This window comes from Microcoleus sp. C2D2 (assembly GCF_036702495.1).
GTDB lineage: Bacteria > Cyanobacteriota > Cyanobacteriia > Cyanobacteriales > Microcoleaceae > Microcoleus.
Window position 1 is genome coordinate 48,356 of sequence record NZ_JAUBTO010000001.1, and the last position, 21,839, is coordinate 70,194.

The following is a 21,839-nucleotide window of genomic DNA, read 5'->3' on the forward strand; positions in this document are numbered from 1 at the left end:
AGGGTGGCGCCGTGAAACCACGCAATCACAGAGTAAAGTTTGGCACTTGCCAAGTGTAGCGAACAATGAGAAAATCATTCAAAATCAATACTAAATCACTTTTATGCTGGGAAAAATACTGAAGCAAGTTCGCAAGGCAAACACAGAGGAAAATTTTCTGCATTTTACAGAAAGTATAGAAGTAATAATATCGAAAATTTTATCACTGGCGATGATTTGGGTAATTCTCGTCAGCGTTTGCGATTTGCTGATTTTTTTAGCGAAAACATGGCTAACCGACCCGGAGCACGTGTTCAAAGACACCTTGTTTGTCATATTTGGGTTATTTTTAAATGTTTTAATTGCTCTAGAAATCTTGGAAAATATTACAGCTTATCTGAAAAAGCACGTAATTCAAGTAGAGCTAGTTATTGTCACTTCTTTGATAGCAGTAGCTAGAAAAATCATCATTCTTGACCTGGAAAAGAAAACCGCAGCCGACTTGATTGGTTTGGCGACAGCAATTTTCGCCCTTTCCATCAGTTACTTGATAGTACGGTCTACAAATAGAGGAAACAGTAGTAGTGGGCATTAGGAATTGGGGATTGGGAATTGTTAATAACTAATATGATGTCCGGTCGATCGACCGGACATCATATTATTCCAACAAACCAGGAGGAGGCAAAATTTCAATTCTGCCTTGTTCTAAGTCCACAATTGGTACAATCTCTTCCACAAAAGGAATCAAGATTTTTGTGGATTTAGGCTGTTTAACGCGGGTTTTTCTTGGTTTGCGGGTATTTCTGGGGTCAGCGTTTGCTTTGGGAGTTTCAGGCTGTTTTGGCTTTTCTAATTCTGCGACGACAGTTTCCGGCGGCGTTAGATTCGTTTCTATTTCTAAAAGGTCGTTACCTGCGGGAATAATATCACTTACCTTGCCTAAGATTTCCCCGGTTAACTGGTTAAAAACTTCCATCCCGATCAAATCTTGGACGTAAAACTCATCAGGTTCGAGGTAAGGTCGATCGGTCTTTTCAACAAACAACTTACAGCCCCGCAGCGCCTCAGCACCATCGCGATCCTCCACACCCTCTACCTCTACAGCATACAGCCCTTTACCCGGAATGTAGCGACCGCCCAAAAACTCGATCGGTTCCGGTTCACTTTTGTTAGGGCGCAAAATCCACCGCTTCCCAGGTTCGATAAACCTTTCTGGGAAATCCGAATCGGGATAGACTCGCACTTCCCCGTCCAAACCTTGAGCTGCTACAATTTTACCGATTTCTATCCACTCAGACATAGATTATATTACTCAAATTGCTAGTAATTGATAAGGGGAATTTGGTGTTGGGAATTGGGAATCCGCAATGGGGAATTGGGAATTGGCAACTGAAAAATGTTGAATTATTTTTATTCCTTCTTCCCTCGGATCTTCTCCCTCTTCCCTCTTCCTTCTTCCTTCTTCCTTCTTCCTTCTTCCTTCTTTACACCAATCCAGTTCTCAGCGCTACAACTGCAGCTTGCACGCGGTCATCCACTGCCAACTTATTCATAATACCGCGAACGTGAGTTTTAATAGTATTTGGACTCAAGTAAAGCGCCGCTGCTATCTCCGGATTGCTGTTACCTTCCACCATTAATCTTAACACCTCCAATTCCCGCTGCGACAACTGACCAAAAGTAGTTGTAGAGGCAGGTATCGGGGGTTTGAGGTGTTCGATGACAGTCCGGGCAATTTGAGGGTCAAGATATGTAGCCCCCTCTGCTGCGGCTGCAATCGCGGCTAACAGCCTGTCTACGGAAGCACCTTTAATACAATAAGCATCAGCCCCGCTAGAAAGGGCAGCAATAATTTCAGTTTCTGCCGTGTGAGAAGTTAACATTACTACTCGAACTTCTGGCAGTTGTGCTTTAATTTGCTGCGTCGCTGCTATGCCGTCGAGCCGCGGCAAACCGATATCCATTACAATAATATCAGGTTTGAGTTTCAGTGCGGCTGCTACGCCTAAATACCCATCTTCTGCTTGTCCTACTATTTCTATTTCTGGGGAATCAGCTAAAACTTGCTCTAATCCCAGTTGCATCATCGGGTCATCTTCAACAATTAAAATTTTCATAATACGAAGGAAGTTCGGCAACGGATTGTGTAACGGATGTAACGGATGTAACGGATGTCAGGAAGAAGGAAGAAGGAAGAAGGAAGAAGGAAGAAGGAAGATTACTTAGTTGTTAATATTTTACATGAACTTCTACCGAACCAATAACAAATAACCAATGACTAATGACTGATGACTGATGACTAATGACTGATGACTGATGACTAATGACTAATGACTAATGACTAATGACTAATGACTAACTTTTAAAACTTCAACGAATTCGCCCGGCGGAATCCAGGTTTCCGATGCGGGCAAAACTGCTAAACCACTCGTATTCGCCAGATTAATTAAATTCGCTGAATTTTGGCTGCCGCTAGCAGGTTCAAATTCCCAGACTCCGGCAACTAAATGCAGTTTACCCCAAACATAAGTTTCGCGCCGACCGTGCGATCGCAATTGGGCATGACACCGAACCCGCACAAACTCCGGCCCCCAAGCATCCGGGCCAAGCCCAGAAATCTTTCTCAAAGCAGGCACAACAAACCGCCAACAGCAGACTAAAGCCGAAACCGGATTTCCCGGCAAACCAAAATAGAGACAATCCGAACTCAAACTCAGCGAATCATCATTTTTTTCACCTCGTTTAAACTCAGCAACCGTTAAAGGTTTCCCCGGCTTAATCGCCACAGAACTAATGTGAACTTTTCCTCCCAAATCTGCCAAAATTTTCTCGACATAATCGTAATCTCCTACCGAGACGCCCCCCGTAGAAAGCACCACATCCGCCGTCGCAACAGCCCGAGATATCGCCTTGTTTAACGCATCTTCATTATCAGGAACAATCCCCAATCGAATCGGTTCAAATCCCATTTGGGCCAACAAAACTGTCAAAGCATACTGATTCGAGTCTACCAGTTTTCCCGGTGCCAAAGGTTCATCAGGCGATACCAATTCGTCACCAGTAGAAAAAATAGCCACCCGCAGCCGGCGATAAACGGGAACTTGAATGCACTGTGCAGTTGCTAACACCGCCATTTCTGGGGCGTTGATAACTGTACCGGGAGTTAGCAAAGTTGTTCCTGCTTGATAAAAAGCACCTTTGTGCCTGACAAATGCTTGCGGTTTTTCAGGAGAAACTAAGATAAAAATGCGATCGCCCTCTCGCCTCGTTTCTTCCTGCATTACCACCGTATCAGCACCCGCTGGCATCATACCACCCGTAAAAATTCGCGCCGCTTGCCCCGATTGCACCGTACTTTTAGGGCGATAGCCCGCTGGAATTTCCTCAACTACTTCGAGTACCGCTGGTTTTTCGGCGCTACAATTTTCAACATCAGCAAACCGCACCGCGTACCCATCCATTGCTGAATTATCCCAATAAGGAAAATCGAGAGAACCAGCGACGGGTGCCGCCAAAATGCGCCCCGATGCTGCCAGCAAGTCTACAGTTTCTACATCCCGCTGACTGTCGAGGGGTTGCGCCAAATTTAGAACAATCGATTCTGCTTCTTTCACTGACAGCATGACTGTCTCCTTGTTTTGATTGCACTCCTGATTAAGTTTAGCAAAATATCCAGAGATAGTGGTGATATAATTTTTTTGTATGTCGGCAGTAAACCTAATTTGTGGTATTAATTGCTTGTGACTATTTCTCGCTTTGTTGTTAGACTAAATTGTTTATCCTTCCTCCTAGTGGCGCTGCTGATAATTTTCACTCAACTTTCCGGCTTAAAAGTCAGCGATTTATTCTTTCACCCTTATTTTTCCCCCAATCCCAATGTCGCCTTGTTAACTCGGACTTTCCAGATTTTATGTTCTGTACCAGTCATTGTTTGTACTTTTACCTATGGATTAGCTAAAAGTCTTCAACCGCGCACTTCAGAAAATCGATTTATTCTATTTTCGGCTTTGTTAACAGGTGGATTTTTACTAAATGAAATTTACAGAATTCATATATATATGGTAGCAGTGGGAATTCCCAAGCTAGGAGTAAGTCTTTTGTACGCCGTTGTTTTGTCATCCTACGGCTGGTTTTTTCGGCGAGAACTACAGTGTACTCCCTACCAAATATTGTTAGCTGGTTTGGGCTTGTTGTTTTTTGCGATCGGCGTGGATTCCCTGCATTTAAAAAACAAAATATATTCCACTTTACTAGAGGGAGTACCTAAATTATTTAGCGAAATCAACATTGCGTTTTATTATTGGTGTGTCTGCAAGTGTTTCCTTTTTAAAACTTTTTATAAAAATATTGATAGCTAGTTATAAGTAGATGATATAATGATATCACAAGTGCCTCCCCAAAAATACAACTCAAATCCTCCTTCCCACATAAATATATTTACAGCATCTGCATCGCTCGGCATTTATCCGCATTCAAATACATTATGTGGCTGAAAAATCCCAACGCATCCTGATAAAATACCATGATAGCAGTTACCATCAACTTTAACTCGATCGCCCAAATAACCGACGACCAATTTTATCAACTGTGTCGCGAAAACCCCGATGTCAAATTTGAACGCAACGCCAAAGGAGAAATAATCATCATGCCACCTACCGGAGGAGAAACAGGAAATTATAACTCAGAAATTAATGCGGATTTTGTGATTTGGAACCGACAAACTAAACGGGGAGTTTGTTTCGATTCTTCAACTTGCTTCAAACTGCCCAGCGGTGCAAATCGTTCTCCCGATGTCTCTTGGATAAAAAAGGAAAGATGGGACGCACTTACTCCCGAACAAAAACAAAAATTCCCTCCCATAGCCCCCGATTTTGTCTTGGAATTAATGTCGCCCACCGATAGTTTAAAAGATACCCAAGACAAAATGCAAGAATACATGAACAGCCAAGTAAAACTAGGTTGGTTAATCAACCGCAAAACCCGCCGAGTCGAAATCTATCGCCAAGGACAAGAAGTAGAAATACTGGAATCTCCCGCAGAACTTTCAGGAGAAGATGTTTTGCCCGGTTTCGTGCTAAACTTGCAGCTAGTCTGGCAATAACTAAAAAATCTGCATTCATCATCAATAATATTTACAGCATCTACCTCGCTCGGCATTTATCCGCATTCATAGACCTTATGTGGCTGAAAAATCCCAACGCATCCTGATAAAATACCATGATAGCAGTTACCATCAACTTTAACTCGATCGCCCAAATAACCGACGACCAATTTTATCAACTGTGTCGCGAAAACCCCGATGTCAAATTTGAACGCAACGCCAAAGGAGAAATAATCATCATGCCACCTACCGGAGGAGAAACAGGAAATTACAATTTTGAAATAGCTACTGATTTGGGAATTTGGAACCGAGAAACCAAACTGGGAATTTGTTTTGATTCTTCAACTTGCTTCAAACTGCCCAGCGGTGCAAATCGTTCTCCCGATGTCTCTTGGATAAAAAAGGAAAGATGGGACGCACTTAGTCCCGCACAAAAACAAAAATTTCCTCCCATAGCCCCCGACTTTGTCTTGGAATTAATGTCGCCCACCGATAGTTTAAAAGATACCCAAGACAAAATGCAAGAATACATGAACAGCCAAGTAAAACTAGGTTGGTTAATCAACCGCAAAACCCGCCGAGTCGAAATCTATCGCCAAGGACAAGAAGTAGAAATACTGGAATCTCCTGCAGAACTATCAGGAGAAAATGTTTTGCCCGGTTTCGTGCTAAACTTGCAGCTAGTCTGGCAATAACTAAAAAGTCTGCATTCCTCAGCGTCTATTGGCGTTCATCTGCGGTTAAAAAAAATCTAATGGAAACGAAAGAAACCACTTCTCTAACAGCCGAACAGCACAAACAGAAAATGCAGCGCCGCCAAGAAGTACAGGCGCAGCGAATCGCTAACTCCTCAAAAGAAAAAGGTTTAATTATAGTCAATACGGGTAACGGGAAAGGCAAAACTACAGCCGCTTTGGGAATGGTTGTGCGATCGCTCGGTCACGGATACCGCGTCGCCATAGTACAATTTATCAAAGGCGCCTGGGAACCCGCAGAGAAAGCCGTTTTTCAACTCTGGGAAAAACAGCTAGAATTTCACGCAATGGGAGAAGGCTTTACCTGGGACACCCAAGACCGCGATCGAGATATTGAAACAGCTCAAAAAGCCTGGGATAAAGCTGTAACTTTTATCTGCAATCCCGAATTTAAATTAGTGCTGCTAGATGAAGTCAATATAGCATTAAAACTAGGTTATTTGCAAGTCGAGCAAGTGCTCTCCGGCTTAGAACAAAAACCAGAAGAAACCCACATTATTTTAACAGGCAGAGGCGCCCCGCCAGCGCTAATTGAACGGGCAGACTTGGTGACAGAAATGACATTAGTTAAGCATCCATTCCGAGAACAAGGCATTAAAGCTCAACCAGGTATTGAGTATTAATGTTGTTTTTACAAAACTGACGCACTCCGACAAAGAAACCGGGTTTTTTACCGAATATACAGGTCACAACGCGTCTTTTCGTCCATCAAACCCGGTTTCTGATCCCCCATGCGTCCAGGACTATTTTATTCAGGACGAAGATCCCGAATGGCTGCATCCCAATTTTGTAGGATATATTTGCAAAAATGGGATGCTGCCGCCCGAATTTCCTTAAAGTTGATTGGGACAGGACTGAAGCCCTCACTACAAACCCGTATTCATATTGTTTGCAGTCAGGAGTTTTTCCCCAATCTAAAATGTTAAATTTAAAATAGATCTATGCTGGCAATATTAAAGTAAAAGTTGACCCCTTGCCCAACTCGCTATTCACCGTAATTTCTCCCCCCAGCATCTGAGAGTATTTCTGCGCTATTGCCAAACCTAAACCCGTACCTCCGTACTTGCGGGTAGTCGAAGCATCCGCTTGCGTAAAAGGTTGAAATAACTTTTGTCGCTGTTCACAAGTAATCCCAATCCCCGTATCCGTACACTTAAAAATTAACTGTTCAGAATCCCAACTATTCTCGTTATTTTTAATTCTTTCAACGCTGAGTGTAATTCTCCCTTTCTCAGTAAACTTAGCTGCATTGCTGAGCAAATTAAACAAAATTTGAGTTAACTTAATTTGATCGGAATACAATTTGCCAATATTATTAGGACACTCAACATTCAGGCGATTGGTGTTTGGCACAAATAGCGGTTCAACAGTTCTCGCTACATTTTGAACTACCTCGGACACGTCAAAAGTTTCTAATTCAATTTCCGCGCGACCGGCTTCAATCTTCGACAAGTCGAGAATATCATTAATTAAGGTTAGTAAAAGCTTGCCTGCATTGTGAATTCTCTCCAAATCCGACACAAAATTTTCTTCGCCCAAATCTAAAGCCTCTTCTTGCAGAATCTCGCTGTAACCGAGAATTGCATTCAGAGGAGTTCGCAGTTCGTGGCTCATGTTAGCCAAAAATTGACTTTTAGCCAAACTAGCTGCTTCTGCTGCTTCCTTTGCCTTGTACATTTCTGCCTCGGCTTGCAAGCGGTCGGTCACGTCGTGAGCCAGCACTAATTTAGCATTTCTGCTATCAAATATCAGGGCATAAGAAGTAATTTCTACATCAATAATTGTTCCGTCTTTTTTTAGGTGCTGCCACACACCTGCAAACTCACTACCGACAGCTACTTGTTGGGATATATTTTCTAGCAATTTCGGCATATCTTGGGGGGGACGAATGTCCGCAATGGTCATGTTGAGAAATTCGTCGCGAGTGTAGCCGTAGTGTTCGACAGCAGCCTGATTGACGGCTATAAATTCCAGAGTTTCTAAATCGTAAACCCACATCGGATGGGGATTATTTCTAAACAAAAGTCTGTAGCGTTCTTCCGAGGCTCGCAGTTCGGCTTCGGCTTGCTTGCGCTCGGTAATGTCGCGGACAACAGTACAAATAATCTCGCGGCCGCCGTAGGAAATCACGCTCCCGCTCACTTCCACGTCCACGCAGGAACCGTCTCGGCGGCGGTAGAGAACTTCGCCAATTCTGAATTGTTTGTCCCTCAGCAGCAACTCGATATTGTTGTCAATTAGGTCTTTAGAGTAAGCGATGATATCGTAAATAGTCAGTTGCTTCATCGCCTCAAGACTGTAATCGAGCAAGTTTCTAAACGCTGTATTGGCTTCCAAAAGGCGTTTGGTTTGAGCGTCCCACAGGAAAATGCAATCTGTAGCTTGCTCGACTACGGCTTGGTAGCGGGCTTTTTCCTCAAGTTGTTCGCTTTCGGCGATCGCGATCGCCGAAAGCATTCCATTGATAGTATGGGCAAGGTCGGACAACTCGTCTTCGCCCGTCACCGGCAGTCGCACCGAGAGGTCTTGGCTGCTGCTGACGTGGTTCACTGCTTTCGCCAAACCGCTCAACGGAGATAGCACCAGACCCTCTAGCAGCAGCAGAGTGCAGCCGACCAACCCAATTCCCGCTAACGCTACAGACACCAACAGGTACAGCAAACTCATCTCACCTTGCCGGTATATTTCTCTGGGGATATCCACCCGCAATAGCAGCGCAGGTTGGTTGTAAATATCGTCGATCAGAGCGTAACCCGCGATCGACTCTTGGCTTAAAGGACGCACCAAAATCGGTTTTTTTTCCGACAGTATCTCCCGCGCTTTCTGAAAGTCAGCAGGCAACCGGGCCTCATTAAGGCTGTGTACGATCAGCGGCAAGCGAGTAATTTTAGAAAGCTTCGCAATGCCCGCAGCATCCAAATTGCGCCCGAATACCAGCGTACCCCGGATCGGGCCGGTGCTTTTAGTCGTGATAATTGGCCGGGAAGCAATCAGTATCGGCCCTGAGGGCAGCAGCAGGATACCAGCGAGGCTGCTCTTGGGGTGGGGGTGCTGCAACAGCGGATCGCTGAGAGAAATGTGCCGTTTTAATGCTTCTGGAACAGGCGTTAGTTTCAGCTTTTCGCTGTCAAAACCCGTACCGTAAACTATTTTGCCAGAAGTATTGACAAATACGGCTATATTAACTCTCGCATTAGCCAGCCCTTCTGGAACTAAATTGGAGGCAATGAATTCTGAGTTGCGGTTTTGGACGAAAGCGTAGGTGTCGTCCCAGGCGGACCAGTCGGCAAAGCGCGAGTTGAAGTCGTCTGCTGTTTGCCCGAACACGCTGAGCACTCCCTTGACCACCTGTGTGGCTTCTTGTTCCTCTGCTTTGATAAGGCTGCCTAAGAGGATGCTTGAGGAGGCGGCATACAGAATGCCAGTCAGTCCAGCGATGGTAATGCCAACGATAGATAATGTTTTCCGACGCAGTTTCATCTTGCCGTGTGTGTGGTGTCCGTCCGAAATTCTCAACTCAGGAGCAATTTTACTGATGTTCCCTGAACCCTGACTGCTGGGGCTGCACCTGTCAGCTACTTTTCCCACGCCTGCTGTTGGTGAGCTTCCTTGCAAATACCCAAGATGCGACGATCGTTGTCGCTGACGGCGGAAATTCGGTAATACTGTTGCAGGTTTACGGAGTAGGGAGAGCGACTGCCGTCGTAACTGTCGACCACTATTAAATTTAACTGAGTTCGATCGCTTGTGCCGTAAAAACAGTAAAAAGCAGACCGAGGCAGGTAAAAAGCGCCTACAACCTTACTCTGTCGCATTTCAAATACAAAATATTCTTGTTTAATTTCATCTGGCTTGTTCGACTGGCCGTAGAGGTAAATGCCATCTGCTAAACCTGTGCTAGCTGTATCTGGCGCCGGATTTGGGGGAGATTGCGACCTGAAAACGCTGGATGTGATGTCCGGATCCTGTGCCCGGGGTGCGGGGAATGCGATGCTGAAGTTACCGGGCGAGAGACCAAGCACGATCGCGATCGCTTCTAAACTTCCTGTCAATATCAAATAAGTTAAAACCACTCCAGACCCCAAAATTTAAAATATCTGCCTCAAAGCACCTCTTGTACCCGTTTCAAAAAGCTCGTGACGTACTCCACACACTCCCCTTCGAGTGAGTGTGGGCTTCTCAACGACTCCTCTATGAGGACATTAATTGAGCTTTGAGGGCGTGCGTCCCACGCGCCTTTATGTTTATAGCCGCGTTCAAATCCCTGCACAAACTTGTATGGCATACCGGGCAATTGTGCATTCTTTGGGATAGCCGCTTTTTAACTTTGTGACCGCAGTTAGAACATTCTTGGCTTGTGCCGTTCGGATTTACAGTTATTACTTTCAATCCAGCATTTTCGGCTTTGTTTGAAAGTATGATGATAAACTGTCCCCACCCAGCATCATTAATACTTTTAGCCAGTTGAGTTTTAACGAGTCCTTTGATATTCATCTTTTCCACAGCTATGATATCGTACTTATCGAGCAGCGTTCTAGCTGTCTTAAAGTGGAAGTCTTTACGAGTATCCGCAACTTTTTTGTGTTGGATAGCTAGTTTTTTAATAGCTTTCTTGCGACGGTTAGAACCTTTTTTTCTCCGAGCAACACGACATTGCGCTGATTTTAATTTGCGTTCAGCTTTACGTAGATGTTTGGGCGCGTTAATTCTCGAACCATCCGAAGCAACATAGAAATCGATTAAGCCTACATCAATACCAACAATATTGTCAGAGTTAAAATCCGGTTTGATTGTGGGAACCGTTTGGTCATCAAGACTTAGGGTTACATAATAACCATCTGCTTTTTTGGTGACTGATACGGTCTTGATATCAAACCCTACAGGTATTGGACGGTGAACAATTACCTTAAGTTCCCCAATTTTTGACAGGGTGATTTTGTTGTTAGCAAAATGATGTCTCTTGAATTGAGGGTACGTAAATGTTTTGTATTGCCCCACGCCTTTAAATCTAGGTCTACCAGATTTCTTTCCATTACTATCACCTTTTAACCATCGTTCAAAAGTTATCTCTACTTTCTTAGGGACTTCCTGCAATACTTGAGAGTGAATCTCTTTATACCAAGGTCTATCTACTTTAAGTTGGGTGAGAGATGCCTTTTGACTGTAATAGTTAGGCTGCTCTTTTAACTCGGGTATCTGGCAAATTAAGGGACATCTATCTAGAGGACAACGATTTTGCCCATGCCAATCAAACCTTTGAGCAAGTAGATAATTATATTGACAACGCAGCATTTCGAGCGTTCGAGCGATTTTTTCTACTTGCTCTTGAGTTGGTTTAATTTTGTACTGGTATGAAGTTCTCATTGCTATCCTTTGTTTTCGACCTACAAAAAGTATAACATCAATGCAAAGACGTTATGTAGGCATTGATGAAAAACAAAGCATTAAATTTGAGAAGCTCCGAGCGTAGATTAAACAAACTACGCTTATACTCGTCTCAAAACTATAAAACCATGACTCATGTAATCGAAGATTTTATAGATTCGCGATGAGTGTTAAAAATGGCGATTCCTCATCGACCCACCGGGGAAGTCAATCCTACGGATTGAATCGGTTGTGGGTCAATTCGTCATTGCCCAAAAAATCATCTCATCGCCTCCCGAAGGGTAGGCGAGAGGCTTCTTTTTGTTTCAGCTAAAAATATGATGTAGCCAAGGATTTGCTGTTGGGTCGTTGTGCAGTAAATCAAAGAGATTGTCTCGCAATATCTCCGTTTCCGCTTTCGGAAACTTTAATAGTGCATCATTTTTGGTGGATTTGGCTGTTTTAAACCAATTTATGCGTTTTTTTTCGAGTGGGCTTAAAGGATATTTGCACCAAATCTCACGGACAAGGTAAACCTTCGCGGCTTCTTGTAGGGCGGCAATCGCTTTCATTGTGTCGCTAATTGACCATTCCCATAACTTTGACGGCAAGTTGATATCTGTGGCTTTTTGAATTTTACGAACAATTGGGTTTGCCTTCTTCCAGCCGAGTCGCCATCCCTTTACAGAACCTAATTTGTTGTAAGTTAAAGCTGTGGGGATTCTGCACAGTTCCACGATCCGGTCAACCTGATTTTCGTCGGCACAAGAGACAACAGGTATTACCGGGGTGTAAACTTCTTCAGTTTTCTGTTGTTTCTTGGAACCTGCCATATTTCGTCGCTTTCCTTAATCTAAGCAATTTACTAATCTGCACAATTATACACAGATTTAAACAGATTTACCGCTTTGTGTTCAACAGCTTAACGCTGGGTATTAACTTGAATGAACGATCGCCCGCCGCCTGAAGTTAAATCTAAGATTAGTTTTGACTAATTTTGCGTCCGCCCCGATCGCGCGATCGACCCCTCAAATATAGCCTTTCTCATATAGATGAGGTACAAGTTTAGATTTTAGATTTTAGATTTTAGATTTTAGATTGGGGGATTGGGGATTGGGGGATTGGGGAATTGTTAATTAATTGGTGAATACCTCATCTTTGCGATATAATACCATTTTAGATTTGACATTGAACCGCTTAGATTAAAGATTTGAATAATTTGGCGTTACCTATTCCCTAAGGGTTTGAAGCACGGGCCTACAGTTGCTTTTTTTTACTGGTATAAAAGTATTCTTCCCAGCAACGCCAACACGAAAAAAAGAGTTGAGATTTTTCCCAAAATCTCAACTCTTTTACCGACTAACTAGCCAAGTATTCTCGGACTTGAGCTTGGCGGCGCCGCAGGTGGGCGAGGGCTTGATGTTCTAGCTGCCGCACCCGTTCCCGGCTGAGATTGAGCCGTTCTCCGACTTTGGCCAGAGACATTTCGGTGCCGTCTTCCAAACCAAAGCGCAGAATTATTACATCTCGCTGCTGGGGGGTAAGTTCTGATATCAAAGTATCGAGGTCTTGCCGCAGCAATTCCGAGGTAATGTAGTTGTCTGGAGATGCAGTTTCGTCTTCTAAGAGTTCTTGGAGTTCGGTATCTTGGTTATCTCCTACCCGCAAGTCCAAAGAAACTGGATGTCTTGCCATCAGCAGGTATTCCCGAATTTGGGAAGGGTGCAGTTCGAGGGCGGTGGCAATTTCGGCTGGGGAGGGAGACCGGCCCAACTGCTGGGTGAGTTCCCGCTGCACTTTTTTGATTTTGTTGAGTTTTTCGGTGATGTGAATTGGCAATCGAATGGTTCGGGCGTGTTGGGCGATCGCGCGGGTAATTGCTTGCCGAATCCACCAGTAGGCGTATGTGGAAAATTTGTATCCCCGCATCGGGTCAAATTTTTCGACTCCTCGTTCTAAACCGAGAGTACCTTCTTGAATTAAATCCAAGAATTCCATATTGCGTTTCTGGTATTTTTTGGCGATCGCCACTACTAGCCGCAAATTCGCTTCAATCATCTTTTGCTTGGCGCGCCGCCCTAACTGCAATATCCGGTTCAGTTCAGGTTCGGTCAACTCCATTTCGGCAGCCCACTCTTGATTCGTCAGATCCCGCTGCCATTCTTTAGCAAGTGCTTGTTTTGCTTCGATTAATTTCATCATTTGCTGCACTTGCTTCCCGAAAACAATTTCTTCTTCTCGGGTTAGCAGGGGTACGCGACCGATCTCGTGCAGGTAGGCACGAACCGTATCCGTTGAGGAGTATGGCCGGCTGCCCATGCGATCGGCTTTCACTGTTTTGTTTTTGGGGGTGGTGGTGGACATGGGTGAGTTTTGCACTCCTTGTAACAACAGATAAAAAGTTGGTGATACTCTGTCCCACTTTTGCAAGTGGGATAAAGACTGCGACAAGGGGGATGTTTCCCCTCCTGTTTATCGGTAACGATCGGTAGAAGCTTGTTGTTTGGGATTACTTGTGTGCTTGATTTCCCAGTAATCCCCATCGATTTTGGATAACTCGCTAGCTTTAACGGCTAGTTCAAGGCGAAGTGAAGTAAGACTTTACTTTTTTCAATATTATTCCAAATTTTGAGGATCGTAAAGGGTAAAAACCTCTGTCTTAAGGTCAAGATTCTACATTTTTCCTTAAGCTTTTAATTTCCCTGGTCGTTTTAACCGTCACTCAACTTCACAATACTCATGCAAACAGACTCATGCAATTCCAGGGCTTTGTTTTGCTCTCTGTTCCATCATCGCTTGAAATTTTCTCCCTGCCTAGATGCTGAGATGCGAGATAACCGAACTAGATCGCCGTATTCGCTGCCACTTACTCTTTAAAATATTTTCAATATTTATTGACATTTTTCTGGGAATATGCTATTAAAATTTGGCTGCGAGGAAGTAAAGGTGTATCAAAGCTGGCTGTTGGGCTGTTTGAGTTGAATTGTGCCGCGAGGCTCAACCATATTTAAGCTTAGGCAAATTTTGTGAAGTTAGGGATGAGGGGTGAGGGGGTGAAAGGGGAAAAGCTTCTGACTGAAAGCTGGGGGCTAATTTTTTTGACGTTCGATCGCACTTTTTCATTATATAACTGAGGCAAAAATCAGGTATTTCCGTCATTGCCAGCCATCGCCAATTTTTCGCAAGGATTAATTTACAGTAACATTTGCCTAACTTATCAAGGAAATTGGGTCTAAAACCCTGTCTTTCTAGGACGGCTTTAATTTCTTAAATCCCTTCCTAAAAGTCAGGAAATTTCTAGTATATTAGATTCGTCAAGGTTAAACTCCTGCGCCCGGAGTGCATAAAAACAGTTAACGACACACTTTGGCGCGTAAACCGGGGGACTCATAGGGGCGAAAACTCTATAAACAGCTAGGAGCTTAACACAGTTCCTTTAACCAGAGAAACAAACTCTTTAGTCTTGTTAAGTAGGGTAGGGCATACCCGAACTCGCTTGTGAATATCCTAGTACGCTTTTGGAGATAGACCAAGAAGGGCTGACTGCGAATCAGGCTCGTTAATTGGTAGGATTTCTACGGTTAAAAAGTTTGAGTATTGCCTTTCATGACGCAATATTTTAAGGTCAGTCGCTGAATTAAGAATCCCTGTCCTTTAGGTTAGGGAGTGTCAAGTAATTAATCTAGGAGTTGTCAATCTAAAACCCCAAATCCATTTTAGCAGCTTCAGCTTCTGCAAATACTTGTTCGTCGGGCATTTCTTGCCAGTCAATATCCCCGATTTCCCTGTAGAATTGCTCGTCGTAAGGACGAGTCTGCACGACTACGGGCATCGGTACGGCGTGGCCCAAAACTAATGCTTGCTGTTTGGAGTCGAGTTTTGCCAAAACTGAACGCAAACTCTGCCCCCCTGAAACGCCGGTAAAAATAGCATCGATGTCTTTATCGTCGTTTAGCAAAGCTGTGATCCGGGTGCCGACTTGCGACATGACTTCGGCGTCGATGCCGGAGGGACGCTGGTCTACAATCAGCAGAGTTACGAAGTATTTTCGCATTTCTCTGGCAATTGTACCGAAAATAGTCGATCGGACGATCGCCGGATCGAGAAAGCGGTGAGCTTCCTCTATGGTAATCACCAACGGCTGCGGGCGATCGCACGGATTTTTACTCTGCAAAAACTTCTCTGCTTTCCGCACGTAAGCTTGGTGAATGCGGCGAGTAATCACGTTTGCCGCCAACATATAGGACAGCAAATCCGAGTGCGAACCGAACTCAATCACTACATTTTTTCCACCATCTAAACACTGCAAAACTTCAGTTACATAATTTTTCGGACAGCGTTTCCGAATGTATTTCAAATCATTCAATCGCTCTAATTTGCGCTGCAAAGCCATAATCGAAGACTTATTTCCCCGCTTTTCTTCGCAAAACATTTGGATATCTTCGTTGGTCATTTCCAGCAACGTGTTGATCCAACCACTTCCCAACTCATTTCGCAAAATAATCGCATTTTCGATACTAGCTTCCGACAAATTTAACTCGCGCTGCACTAGGGCGATGTCTTCCACTTCAATTTGATCGAAACTCAAAAACAACTCTTGAGCGTCGCGGACTCCCCGGCGTTTGGTCGATTCTGGATCGAGGGTATAAATCTGAATTTTATCGGGAAACAACTGCCGCAAACCTTTAACTGTGCTGAACTGTTTCCCTTCCGAAACAGCTTCCCACCCGTACTCCGAGTGCATATCGAAAATTAAATTAACAGCAGCTTGCTTGCGAATAATTCCCGATAGAAGCAAGCGAGTCAGAAAAGACTTTCCCGTTCCCGACTTGCCAAAAACTCCGTTGCTGCGTTCCACAAACCTGTCTAAATCCAAGCACACAGCAACGTCCATGTCAATCGGTTTGCCGATCGCAAAATTGCGGCGGTACGGGTCATCTTCCCAGCCAAAAACTGCCCGAAAATCGGTTTCTTTGGCATCAAACACCTGGGAAAAGTGGCTGGGAATAGTTTTGACCGGCAGCAACTCAATATCCGCACCCGTTTGTGACTCAAAAGAAGCCAAATTTCCTAACGCCAACTTTTTCTCGCGGACTGGGCCGCCTTTGGGGTCGAAAATTGCCTGCTGTTTTTCTCGTTCTGCAGTCAACATCAACATCGGCGAGAGTTCTATCGTGCCGTAGGTGCTGCTACCGGCTAGCACTGCTAGAAGAAAATCGTCGTTGGGATTGGGAGGATTCGATAAAATGCGAGCGCTGGAAGTTCCGAGAGACACGTCGGTGAGCATACAGAAAAAGTGCGATCGCACCCCCCGCACTACTAGAAATTTCCCCACCCTCATATCTTCCACCGAAACATCGGCGTGCAGTCGCACTTCTAATCCCTTGCTGAGGGAACCTTGAATAACAGAGCCTAACGGTCGATCCATTTTAGATTTTAGATTTTAGATTTTAGATTGTTAATAATCGAGCAATTTTCGCTGGGAGCTTTTTTATTTTTGATTTTCGATTGTTAACAGTCAAGGAATTACCATTCCGATTCTACTGGCACTTCAAAAAAACTCGGGCTCAGCTCTATATCGGTCAAATCCGTTTCGCTCAAATAAGCGTCGGTCAAAAATACCCCTTTTAAACTTGCGCCTTTGAGGTTAGCACCTTTGAGGTTAGCACCTCTGAGATTAACCCGGAATAAATGAGCATCGCTCAAGTCTACCTCAGTTAAATCTGCTCCCTCCAAATTTACTCTCATCAAATCTGCTTTTCTAAGGTCAGCTTCGTTTAACTTCGCGCCGCTGAGGTCAGCTTTTGTCAAGTCTACACCTCTTAAGTCTGCCCCGCTCAAGTTAGCGAACAGCAAAGTAGCTCCGGTGAAATCTGTCTCCCTCAAATCGGCATCGCTTAAATTAGCGCCACTGAGGTCTGCCCTTGTTAAGTCTACACCCCGGAGGTCAGCAGAACTCAAGTTTACTTCGTTTAAAATTGCGCCGCTTAAATCGGCTCCTCTCAAATCTGTTCCCTCCAAGTTTGCACCTTTGAGGTCAGCTTTTTTTAAGCTAGCTCTGCTGAGGTCTACATTTCTGAGATTGACCGAACTTAAGTTAGAACCGCTCAAATTAGCTCCACTTAAATCTGACCCGTTTAAGTCGGCTCCGGTTAAGTTTACCCCTTGCAGCGATACATTGGGAGCAATCAAATAAGCTCCGCCCAGACTGGGGTCGATACCTGCTGAAAACAAAGTCTTGTTGCTATAAACAGATTTTTCTAAAATCGTGGCGTTCAAACTGGCTTCCCTCAAGTCCGCTCCGCTGAGGTTGGCTCCTGCTAAGTTTGCCCGATCGAGTTTTGCGCCAAATAAAATAGCTTTGTATAAATTTGTCCGCCGCAAATCGGCTCCTTTTAAATCGGCTTCGGTCAAATCTACCATAGCCAGATTTAAGCCGACGAGCGAAGCATTGGGAGCTAGCAAAAATGCTCCCATTGCACCCGGGTCAATATCCTCGGGAAAGATAGTCCGGTTGTTGTATACGGCCTTGTCTAGAATGGCACTGCTCAACTGAGAACCGCGGAAATCGGCTCCGCTGAGGTTGGCTCTGGTTAAGTTGGCTTCGTGGAGATTTGCTCCAACTAAATTAGCCTTGATCAAACTTGCGCCTTTGAGGTTGGCGCCCACGAGTTCGGCTCCTACAAGAGTAGCTTCTCGGAGGACAGCACTGGTCAAATCGGCTCTAGTGAGGTTAGCTAAATTGAGAAATGATTCAGCTAAATCCGCCCCGCTGAGATTGGCGCCGGTGAGGTCGGCGTCGATCAGGTCTGCATACCTGAGAAGAGCGTTGCTGAGGTTGGTTTCTCGGAGGTCGGTGCCTCTGAGGTTGGCTCCCCGGAGTTCCGCACCTCCGAGGTTGGCGCCTTTAAGCGCTTGTCCCCTGAGGTCGAGCCGCTGCAGTAAGTCACCAGCGTTCATTTCCATATCAATGCGCCCTCTCTATTCCGATACTTTTTTCCTAACATTTGAAATCAAGTTAGATATTCTGAAAGTACCTTTGCTGAGTTCTGGTCAAAACCATTGTAATCATCAATAGCCACAACTGGCGAATCTGGCGGATAGTGTTCGGGAATATCGTCAATGGCGACCCAAGCTGAATTTTCTGCTTGATTTTGTCGAAGATACTCAAGAACTTCCTGGTGTCGTAGATATTTGTGTTGGTGAATATTTTTGGGATTGAGGAAAGGGGTGAATCCGATAATACGGATAGCGATATCTGGTGAAAATAATGGAGGGATTACCTCGAAGGGAAATATTTCACGCCAAGAGGATGAAATTACTACTCGCGTATTAGGATAGGAACGAAGGACATTTTCCAATTGATTAAGGCAAGCTGAATTAAATTTCATTATGTCTGCTGGCGCTCCATATTTTTCATGTGTTCTGTTAGGAATAAGGACACCATCAATATCTAAGAAAATTAACATTAAGTAAAATCCCTATCGAATGATTTAATGACTCTTAATACTTGTTAAAAAGATAAATGTGCATCTACGATACTCTCTCAAATGTTCGCTGCCTCGACTTGTTAGACTGCAATCAACATTGTTATTCACTGTTTTTCGGGGCTGCTGCTTTCTGAGGAAAGGAAGATGTTGGTATCAACAAGTATTGTTCGGAAATTCACTGTTTTTCTGGGCCCCGGCCTTCCCCCCTGCTGGGATAGGGGGGAAGGCTTCTACCTTCTGCCTTCAGGGAATAGGGGCAAAACTGTAGATTTTTTGAGGTTCGAGCCGATCGCAAATTCCGACTAATTCCGACAAAGGGAATGTCTCGCGATCGAGCTGGACTTGCAGGGTTTTGAGCGGATCTGCACCGGAGGAAACCATCAATTCTAATGTTTGCAAATTCGGCTCAGTGCTGAGGTCGGCCAGAATGTGGCGGATCGCCTTGACGTAAGGATGGTTTACCTCAGAGTACCAGTTGGGGGCTGCGAGTCCGGCTTGATCGAAGCCAAGGTGAACGATGAGGGAGCCTTCTCCGAAAAGGGCTATTCCTACCGGCCGCGCTTCTTCTTGCAGCAGCAAGTGCTGGCCAGCCGCCAAATGCCGCAGTTTCTCCAGGTGTTGGTACCGATTTTGAATTGCAGAATCTTCCTCTTTTCCTTCTGCTTTTTGGCTTCTGGCTTCTTCCTTCGTTTCGTTCCACTGAATCGCCACTGTTACTAAATAAGTTTGCAGCAGCATATGACCGAGTTTTTCGGCTTTTGTTGCCAGATAGATCGAGTTGTAATCTGTGGCTTCAATCAGTAAGGGGACGCGATCGGCTACTTCAATTCCGTAACCTTTCAAACCTGCAATTTTGCGGGGGTTGTTGGTAATCAACCGAATTTTTTTAACTCCCAAATCGTTGAGCATTTGCGCTCCGACGCCGTAGTTCCGCAAGTCGGCGGGAAATCCCAACCTCTCGTTGGCTTCTACGGTATCGAATCCCAAATCTTGCAGCGAGTAAGCTTTTAGTTTATTTACCAATCCAATGCCCCGACCTTCTTGGCGCAAGTAAACTATGACGCCAGAACCGACATTATCGATCATTTTCAGTGCCGCTTGCAGTTGCATCCGGCAGTCGCAGCGCAGGGAACCCAAAGCATCGCCGGTCAGGCATTCGGAATGGACCCGCACCATCACGGGTTTTTCTTTAAATTCTGCCGGGTCGCCCTTGACAATAGCAACGTGTTCTGAATTGTCTTGGGTGTCGCGGTAGGCGTAAATCATAAACTCGCCGAATTGAGTGGGCAATTTGGCGACGGTTTCGCGGCGGACGAATCGATCGTGCTTGAGCCGGTAGCTAATTAAGTCAGCAATACTGATTATTTTAAGGTTGTGGGTTTTGCCGTAGTCGATTAATTCGGGCAACCTCGCCATCGAACCGTCGGGGTTTTGAATTTCGCAGATCACGCCGCTGGGATACAGCCCGGCGAGTCTGGCGAGGTCAACCGAGGCCTCGGTGTGACCGGCGCGTTTGAGGACGCCACCGTCTATCGCCCGCAGGGGGAAAATGTGACCGGGACGGCGCAAGTCTTGAGGTTTGGTGTCCGGGTGGATGGCTACTTGGATGGTGCGCGCCCGGTCTTCGGCGGAGATGCCGGTACTGACACCGTTGACTGCATCAATGCTGACGGTGAAGGCTGTTTGGTTGTTGTCGGTGTTTTTGCTGACCATGAGGGGCAGTTCCAGGCGATCGAGCCTTTCGCCACTCAAAGCCAGACAAATCAAACCCCGGGCGTTCACGGCCATAAAATTGATGTTGTCGGGGGTGGCGAATTGGGCGGCACAAATCACGTCGCCTTCGTTTTCGCGATTTTCGTCATCGACTACTACCAGGAGGCGACCTGCTTTGAGGTCTACAAGGGCGCTGTCAATTGAGTCAAATTGAAAGGATTGAGTTGAGGTGTTGTTATTTTGCACTGAGGAGTTCAAGCTATAAACTGTAATGTTATGGAAATAGAATCTATTTGTGATTGTAACCTTTTGTTTCCGGCAGGGGCATTCCCCGATCGAGATGAGTTTGACAAGATTTCTGAACTCATTTACTATAAACCTTGTACTTTGTCAACAAAATAGATCCCTAATATTTCATGAGCTTGACTGATATCGCGAAGCTTTTAGGTAAACCGTACTTCCAAGCTCCTAATTGCCTAATTTATAACCTGGATTGTTTGGAAGCATTGAAGCTGCTGCCGGATCAATTTGTAGATTTAACTGTTACCAGCCCGCCTTATAACATCGGCAAAGAGTACGAAAAATCCTTGGTGTTAGAGGAGTATTTAAACTGGTGCGAGCAGTGGATAGCCGAGGTTTACCGGGTAACGCTCGATCGAGGAGCATTTTGGCTGAATTTAGGTTATTTGTCAATTCGCGATCGGGCAAAAGCAATTCCGATTTCCTACCTGCTTTGGGATAAAGTGCCTTTTTATCTGATTCAAGAAGTTGTCTGGAACTACGGCGCGGGAGTTGCGGGCAGCAAGTTCTTTTCACCCCGCAATGAAAAGTTTCTCTGGTATGTGAAAAATCAAGATAAGTATACATTTAATTTGGATGAAGTCCGCGACCCAAATGTGAAATATCCGAATCAGAAAAAGAACGGCAAGATAAAAGTAAACTTAAAAGGCAAAAATCCGACGGATGTTTGGCAGTTCCCAAAAGTTACGTCGGGGAAAAACCGAGCTTCAAAAGAACGCACGCCTCACCCCGCTCAATTTCCTGTTGCTGTTGTCGATCGCATCATCAAGTCTGCATCGAATTTAAACGAAATTGTTTTAGATCCGTTTATGGGTTCCGGGACTACAGCAATTGTGGCTGTGGGTTTGCAGCGACAAGTTATTGGATTTGAAATTAGGGCTGATTACTGTGAGATTGTGGCTAATAGAATCGATATTTTTGTGAGGGACAAGGAACTTAAAGAAGCACAGTTATCTTTATTCTAAAGTTGGTAATTGCAGCAATTTATAAAGTTTAACTATTTTAGAGATTGGTATCAAATATAACGTTGGAGGTTAAGTAAAGCGATCGCCTATCGCTCCGCGGCAATCTCGAGTGGCTAGCTTACTGAAGCCGATAATAGCTCTAAAAAGTAGGAAGGTATGTCTAAATTCATAA

At 44.8% G+C, this 21,839-nt stretch carries 18 protein-coding genes; 6 read left to right on the plus strand and 12 right to left on the minus strand.

The features are described from left to right. Nucleotides 1-103: 103 nt before the first annotated feature. Entirely contained in the window at nt 104-574 is a 471-nt protein-coding gene (locus QUB61_RS00255; protein WP_333129733.1) for a phosphate-starvation-inducible PsiE family protein, read from the plus strand. A gap of 63 nt (nt 575-637) precedes the next feature. On the opposite strand, the gene rimM is transcribed toward QUB61_RS00255, so the two are convergent. From rimM to QUB61_RS00270, 3 genes are all read right to left on the minus strand, one after another. Further along, complete coding sequence (gene rimM / locus QUB61_RS00260) at nt 638-1,279, minus strand: ribosome maturation factor RimM (RefSeq protein ID WP_333129731.1); 642 nt, start codon at nt 1,277-1,279, stop codon at nt 638-640. A gap of 184 nt (nt 1,280-1,463) precedes the next feature. Then, the gene (locus tag QUB61_RS00265; RefSeq protein ID WP_333129729.1) at nt 1,464-2,096 is read right to left on the minus strand and encodes a response regulator transcription factor; all 633 of its coding nucleotides are present in this window, start codon (nt 2,094-2,096) and stop codon (nt 1,464-1,466) included. Nucleotides 2,097-2,327: 231 nt separating this feature from the next. After that, nucleotides 2,328-3,602 (minus strand): molybdopterin-binding protein, encoded by a 1,275-nt coding sequence (locus QUB61_RS00270; RefSeq protein ID WP_333129727.1) that lies wholly within the window; start codon nt 3,600-3,602, stop codon nt 2,328-2,330. A gap of 117 nt (nt 3,603-3,719) precedes the next feature. Between QUB61_RS00270 and QUB61_RS00275 the strand changes: the two genes are divergently transcribed. From QUB61_RS00275 to cobO, 4 genes are all read left to right on the plus strand, one after another. Then, nucleotides 3,720-4,337 (plus strand): hypothetical protein, encoded by a 618-nt coding sequence (locus QUB61_RS00275; protein WP_333129725.1) that lies wholly within the window; start codon nt 3,720-3,722, stop codon nt 4,335-4,337. Between the two features lie 164 nt (nt 4,338-4,501). After that, complete coding sequence (locus QUB61_RS00280) at nt 4,502-5,080, plus strand: Uma2 family endonuclease (protein WP_333129723.1); 579 nt, start codon at nt 4,502-4,504, stop codon at nt 5,078-5,080. A gap of 116 nt (nt 5,081-5,196) precedes the next feature. Then, a complete protein-coding gene (locus QUB61_RS00285) occupies nt 5,197-5,775 on the plus strand; it encodes a Uma2 family endonuclease (protein ID WP_333129720.1) in 579 nt (192 codons plus the stop codon). A gap of 59 nt (nt 5,776-5,834) precedes the next feature. Further along, nucleotides 5,835-6,458 carry a cob(I)yrinic acid a,c-diamide adenosyltransferase gene (gene cobO / locus QUB61_RS00290; protein WP_333129718.1) on the plus strand — a complete coding sequence of 208 codons (624 nt, stop codon included), beginning with the start codon at nt 5,835-5,837 and terminating at the stop codon, nt 6,456-6,458. 316 nt (nt 6,459-6,774) lie between these two features. Here the strand turns inward: cobO and QUB61_RS00295 are convergent, their stop codons facing one another. The 9 genes from QUB61_RS00295 to ribBA form a co-directional block, all read right to left on the minus strand. Then, a complete protein-coding gene (locus QUB61_RS00295) occupies nt 6,775-9,450 on the minus strand; it encodes a CHASE4 domain-containing protein (RefSeq protein WP_333129716.1) in 2,676 nt (891 codons plus the stop codon). Continuing rightward, nucleotides 9,411-9,908, minus strand: a complete 498-nt coding sequence (locus QUB61_RS00300) for a hypothetical protein (protein WP_333129714.1) — start codon at nt 9,906-9,908, stop codon at nt 9,411-9,413. Before QUB61_RS00300 ends, QUB61_RS00295 begins: the two co-directional genes overlap by 40 nt. Before the next feature lie 118 nt (nt 9,909-10,026). Next, the gene (locus QUB61_RS00305; protein WP_333129711.1) at nt 10,027-11,199 is read right to left on the minus strand and encodes a transposase; all 1,173 of its coding nucleotides are present in this window, start codon (nt 11,197-11,199) and stop codon (nt 10,027-10,029) included. Between the two features lie 326 nt (nt 11,200-11,525). Next, the gene (locus QUB61_RS00310) at nt 11,526-12,032 is read right to left on the minus strand and encodes a hypothetical protein (protein WP_333129709.1); all 507 of its coding nucleotides are present in this window, start codon (nt 12,030-12,032) and stop codon (nt 11,526-11,528) included. Nucleotides 12,033-12,558: 526 nt separating this feature from the next. Next, nucleotides 12,559-13,563: an RNA polymerase sigma factor, RpoD/SigA family gene (locus tag QUB61_RS00315; RefSeq protein ID WP_333129706.1), complete on the minus strand. Its 1,005-nt coding sequence runs from the start codon at nt 13,561-13,563 to the stop codon at nt 12,559-12,561. A 1,333-nt stretch (nt 13,564-14,896) separates the two neighbouring features. Continuing rightward, nucleotides 14,897-16,627 carry an ATP-binding protein gene (locus tag QUB61_RS00320; RefSeq protein ID WP_333129704.1) on the minus strand — a complete coding sequence of 577 codons (1,731 nt, stop codon included), beginning with the start codon at nt 16,625-16,627 and terminating at the stop codon, nt 14,897-14,899. 98 nt (nt 16,628-16,725) lie between these two features. After that, a complete protein-coding gene (locus QUB61_RS00325) occupies nt 16,726-18,165 on the minus strand; it encodes a pentapeptide repeat-containing protein (protein WP_333129702.1) in 1,440 nt (479 codons plus the stop codon). A gap of 47 nt (nt 18,166-18,212) precedes the next feature. Beyond that, entirely contained in the window at nt 18,213-18,668 is a 456-nt protein-coding gene (locus QUB61_RS00330; protein ID WP_333129700.1) for an HAD domain-containing protein, read from the minus strand. A gap of 264 nt (nt 18,669-18,932) precedes the next feature. Continuing rightward, nucleotides 18,933-20,648: a bifunctional 3,4-dihydroxy-2-butanone-4-phosphate synthase/GTP cyclohydrolase II gene (ribBA, locus tag QUB61_RS00335; protein ID WP_333129698.1), complete on the minus strand. Its 1,716-nt coding sequence runs from the start codon at nt 20,646-20,648 to the stop codon at nt 18,933-18,935. Nucleotides 20,649-20,818: 170 nt separating this feature from the next. On the opposite strand from ribBA, the gene QUB61_RS00340 reads away from it, so the two are divergent. Next, nucleotides 20,819-21,667 carry a site-specific DNA-methyltransferase gene (locus QUB61_RS00340; RefSeq protein ID WP_333129696.1) on the plus strand — a complete coding sequence of 283 codons (849 nt, stop codon included), beginning with the start codon at nt 20,819-20,821 and terminating at the stop codon, nt 21,665-21,667. Nucleotides 21,668-21,839: the final 172 nt, after the last annotated feature.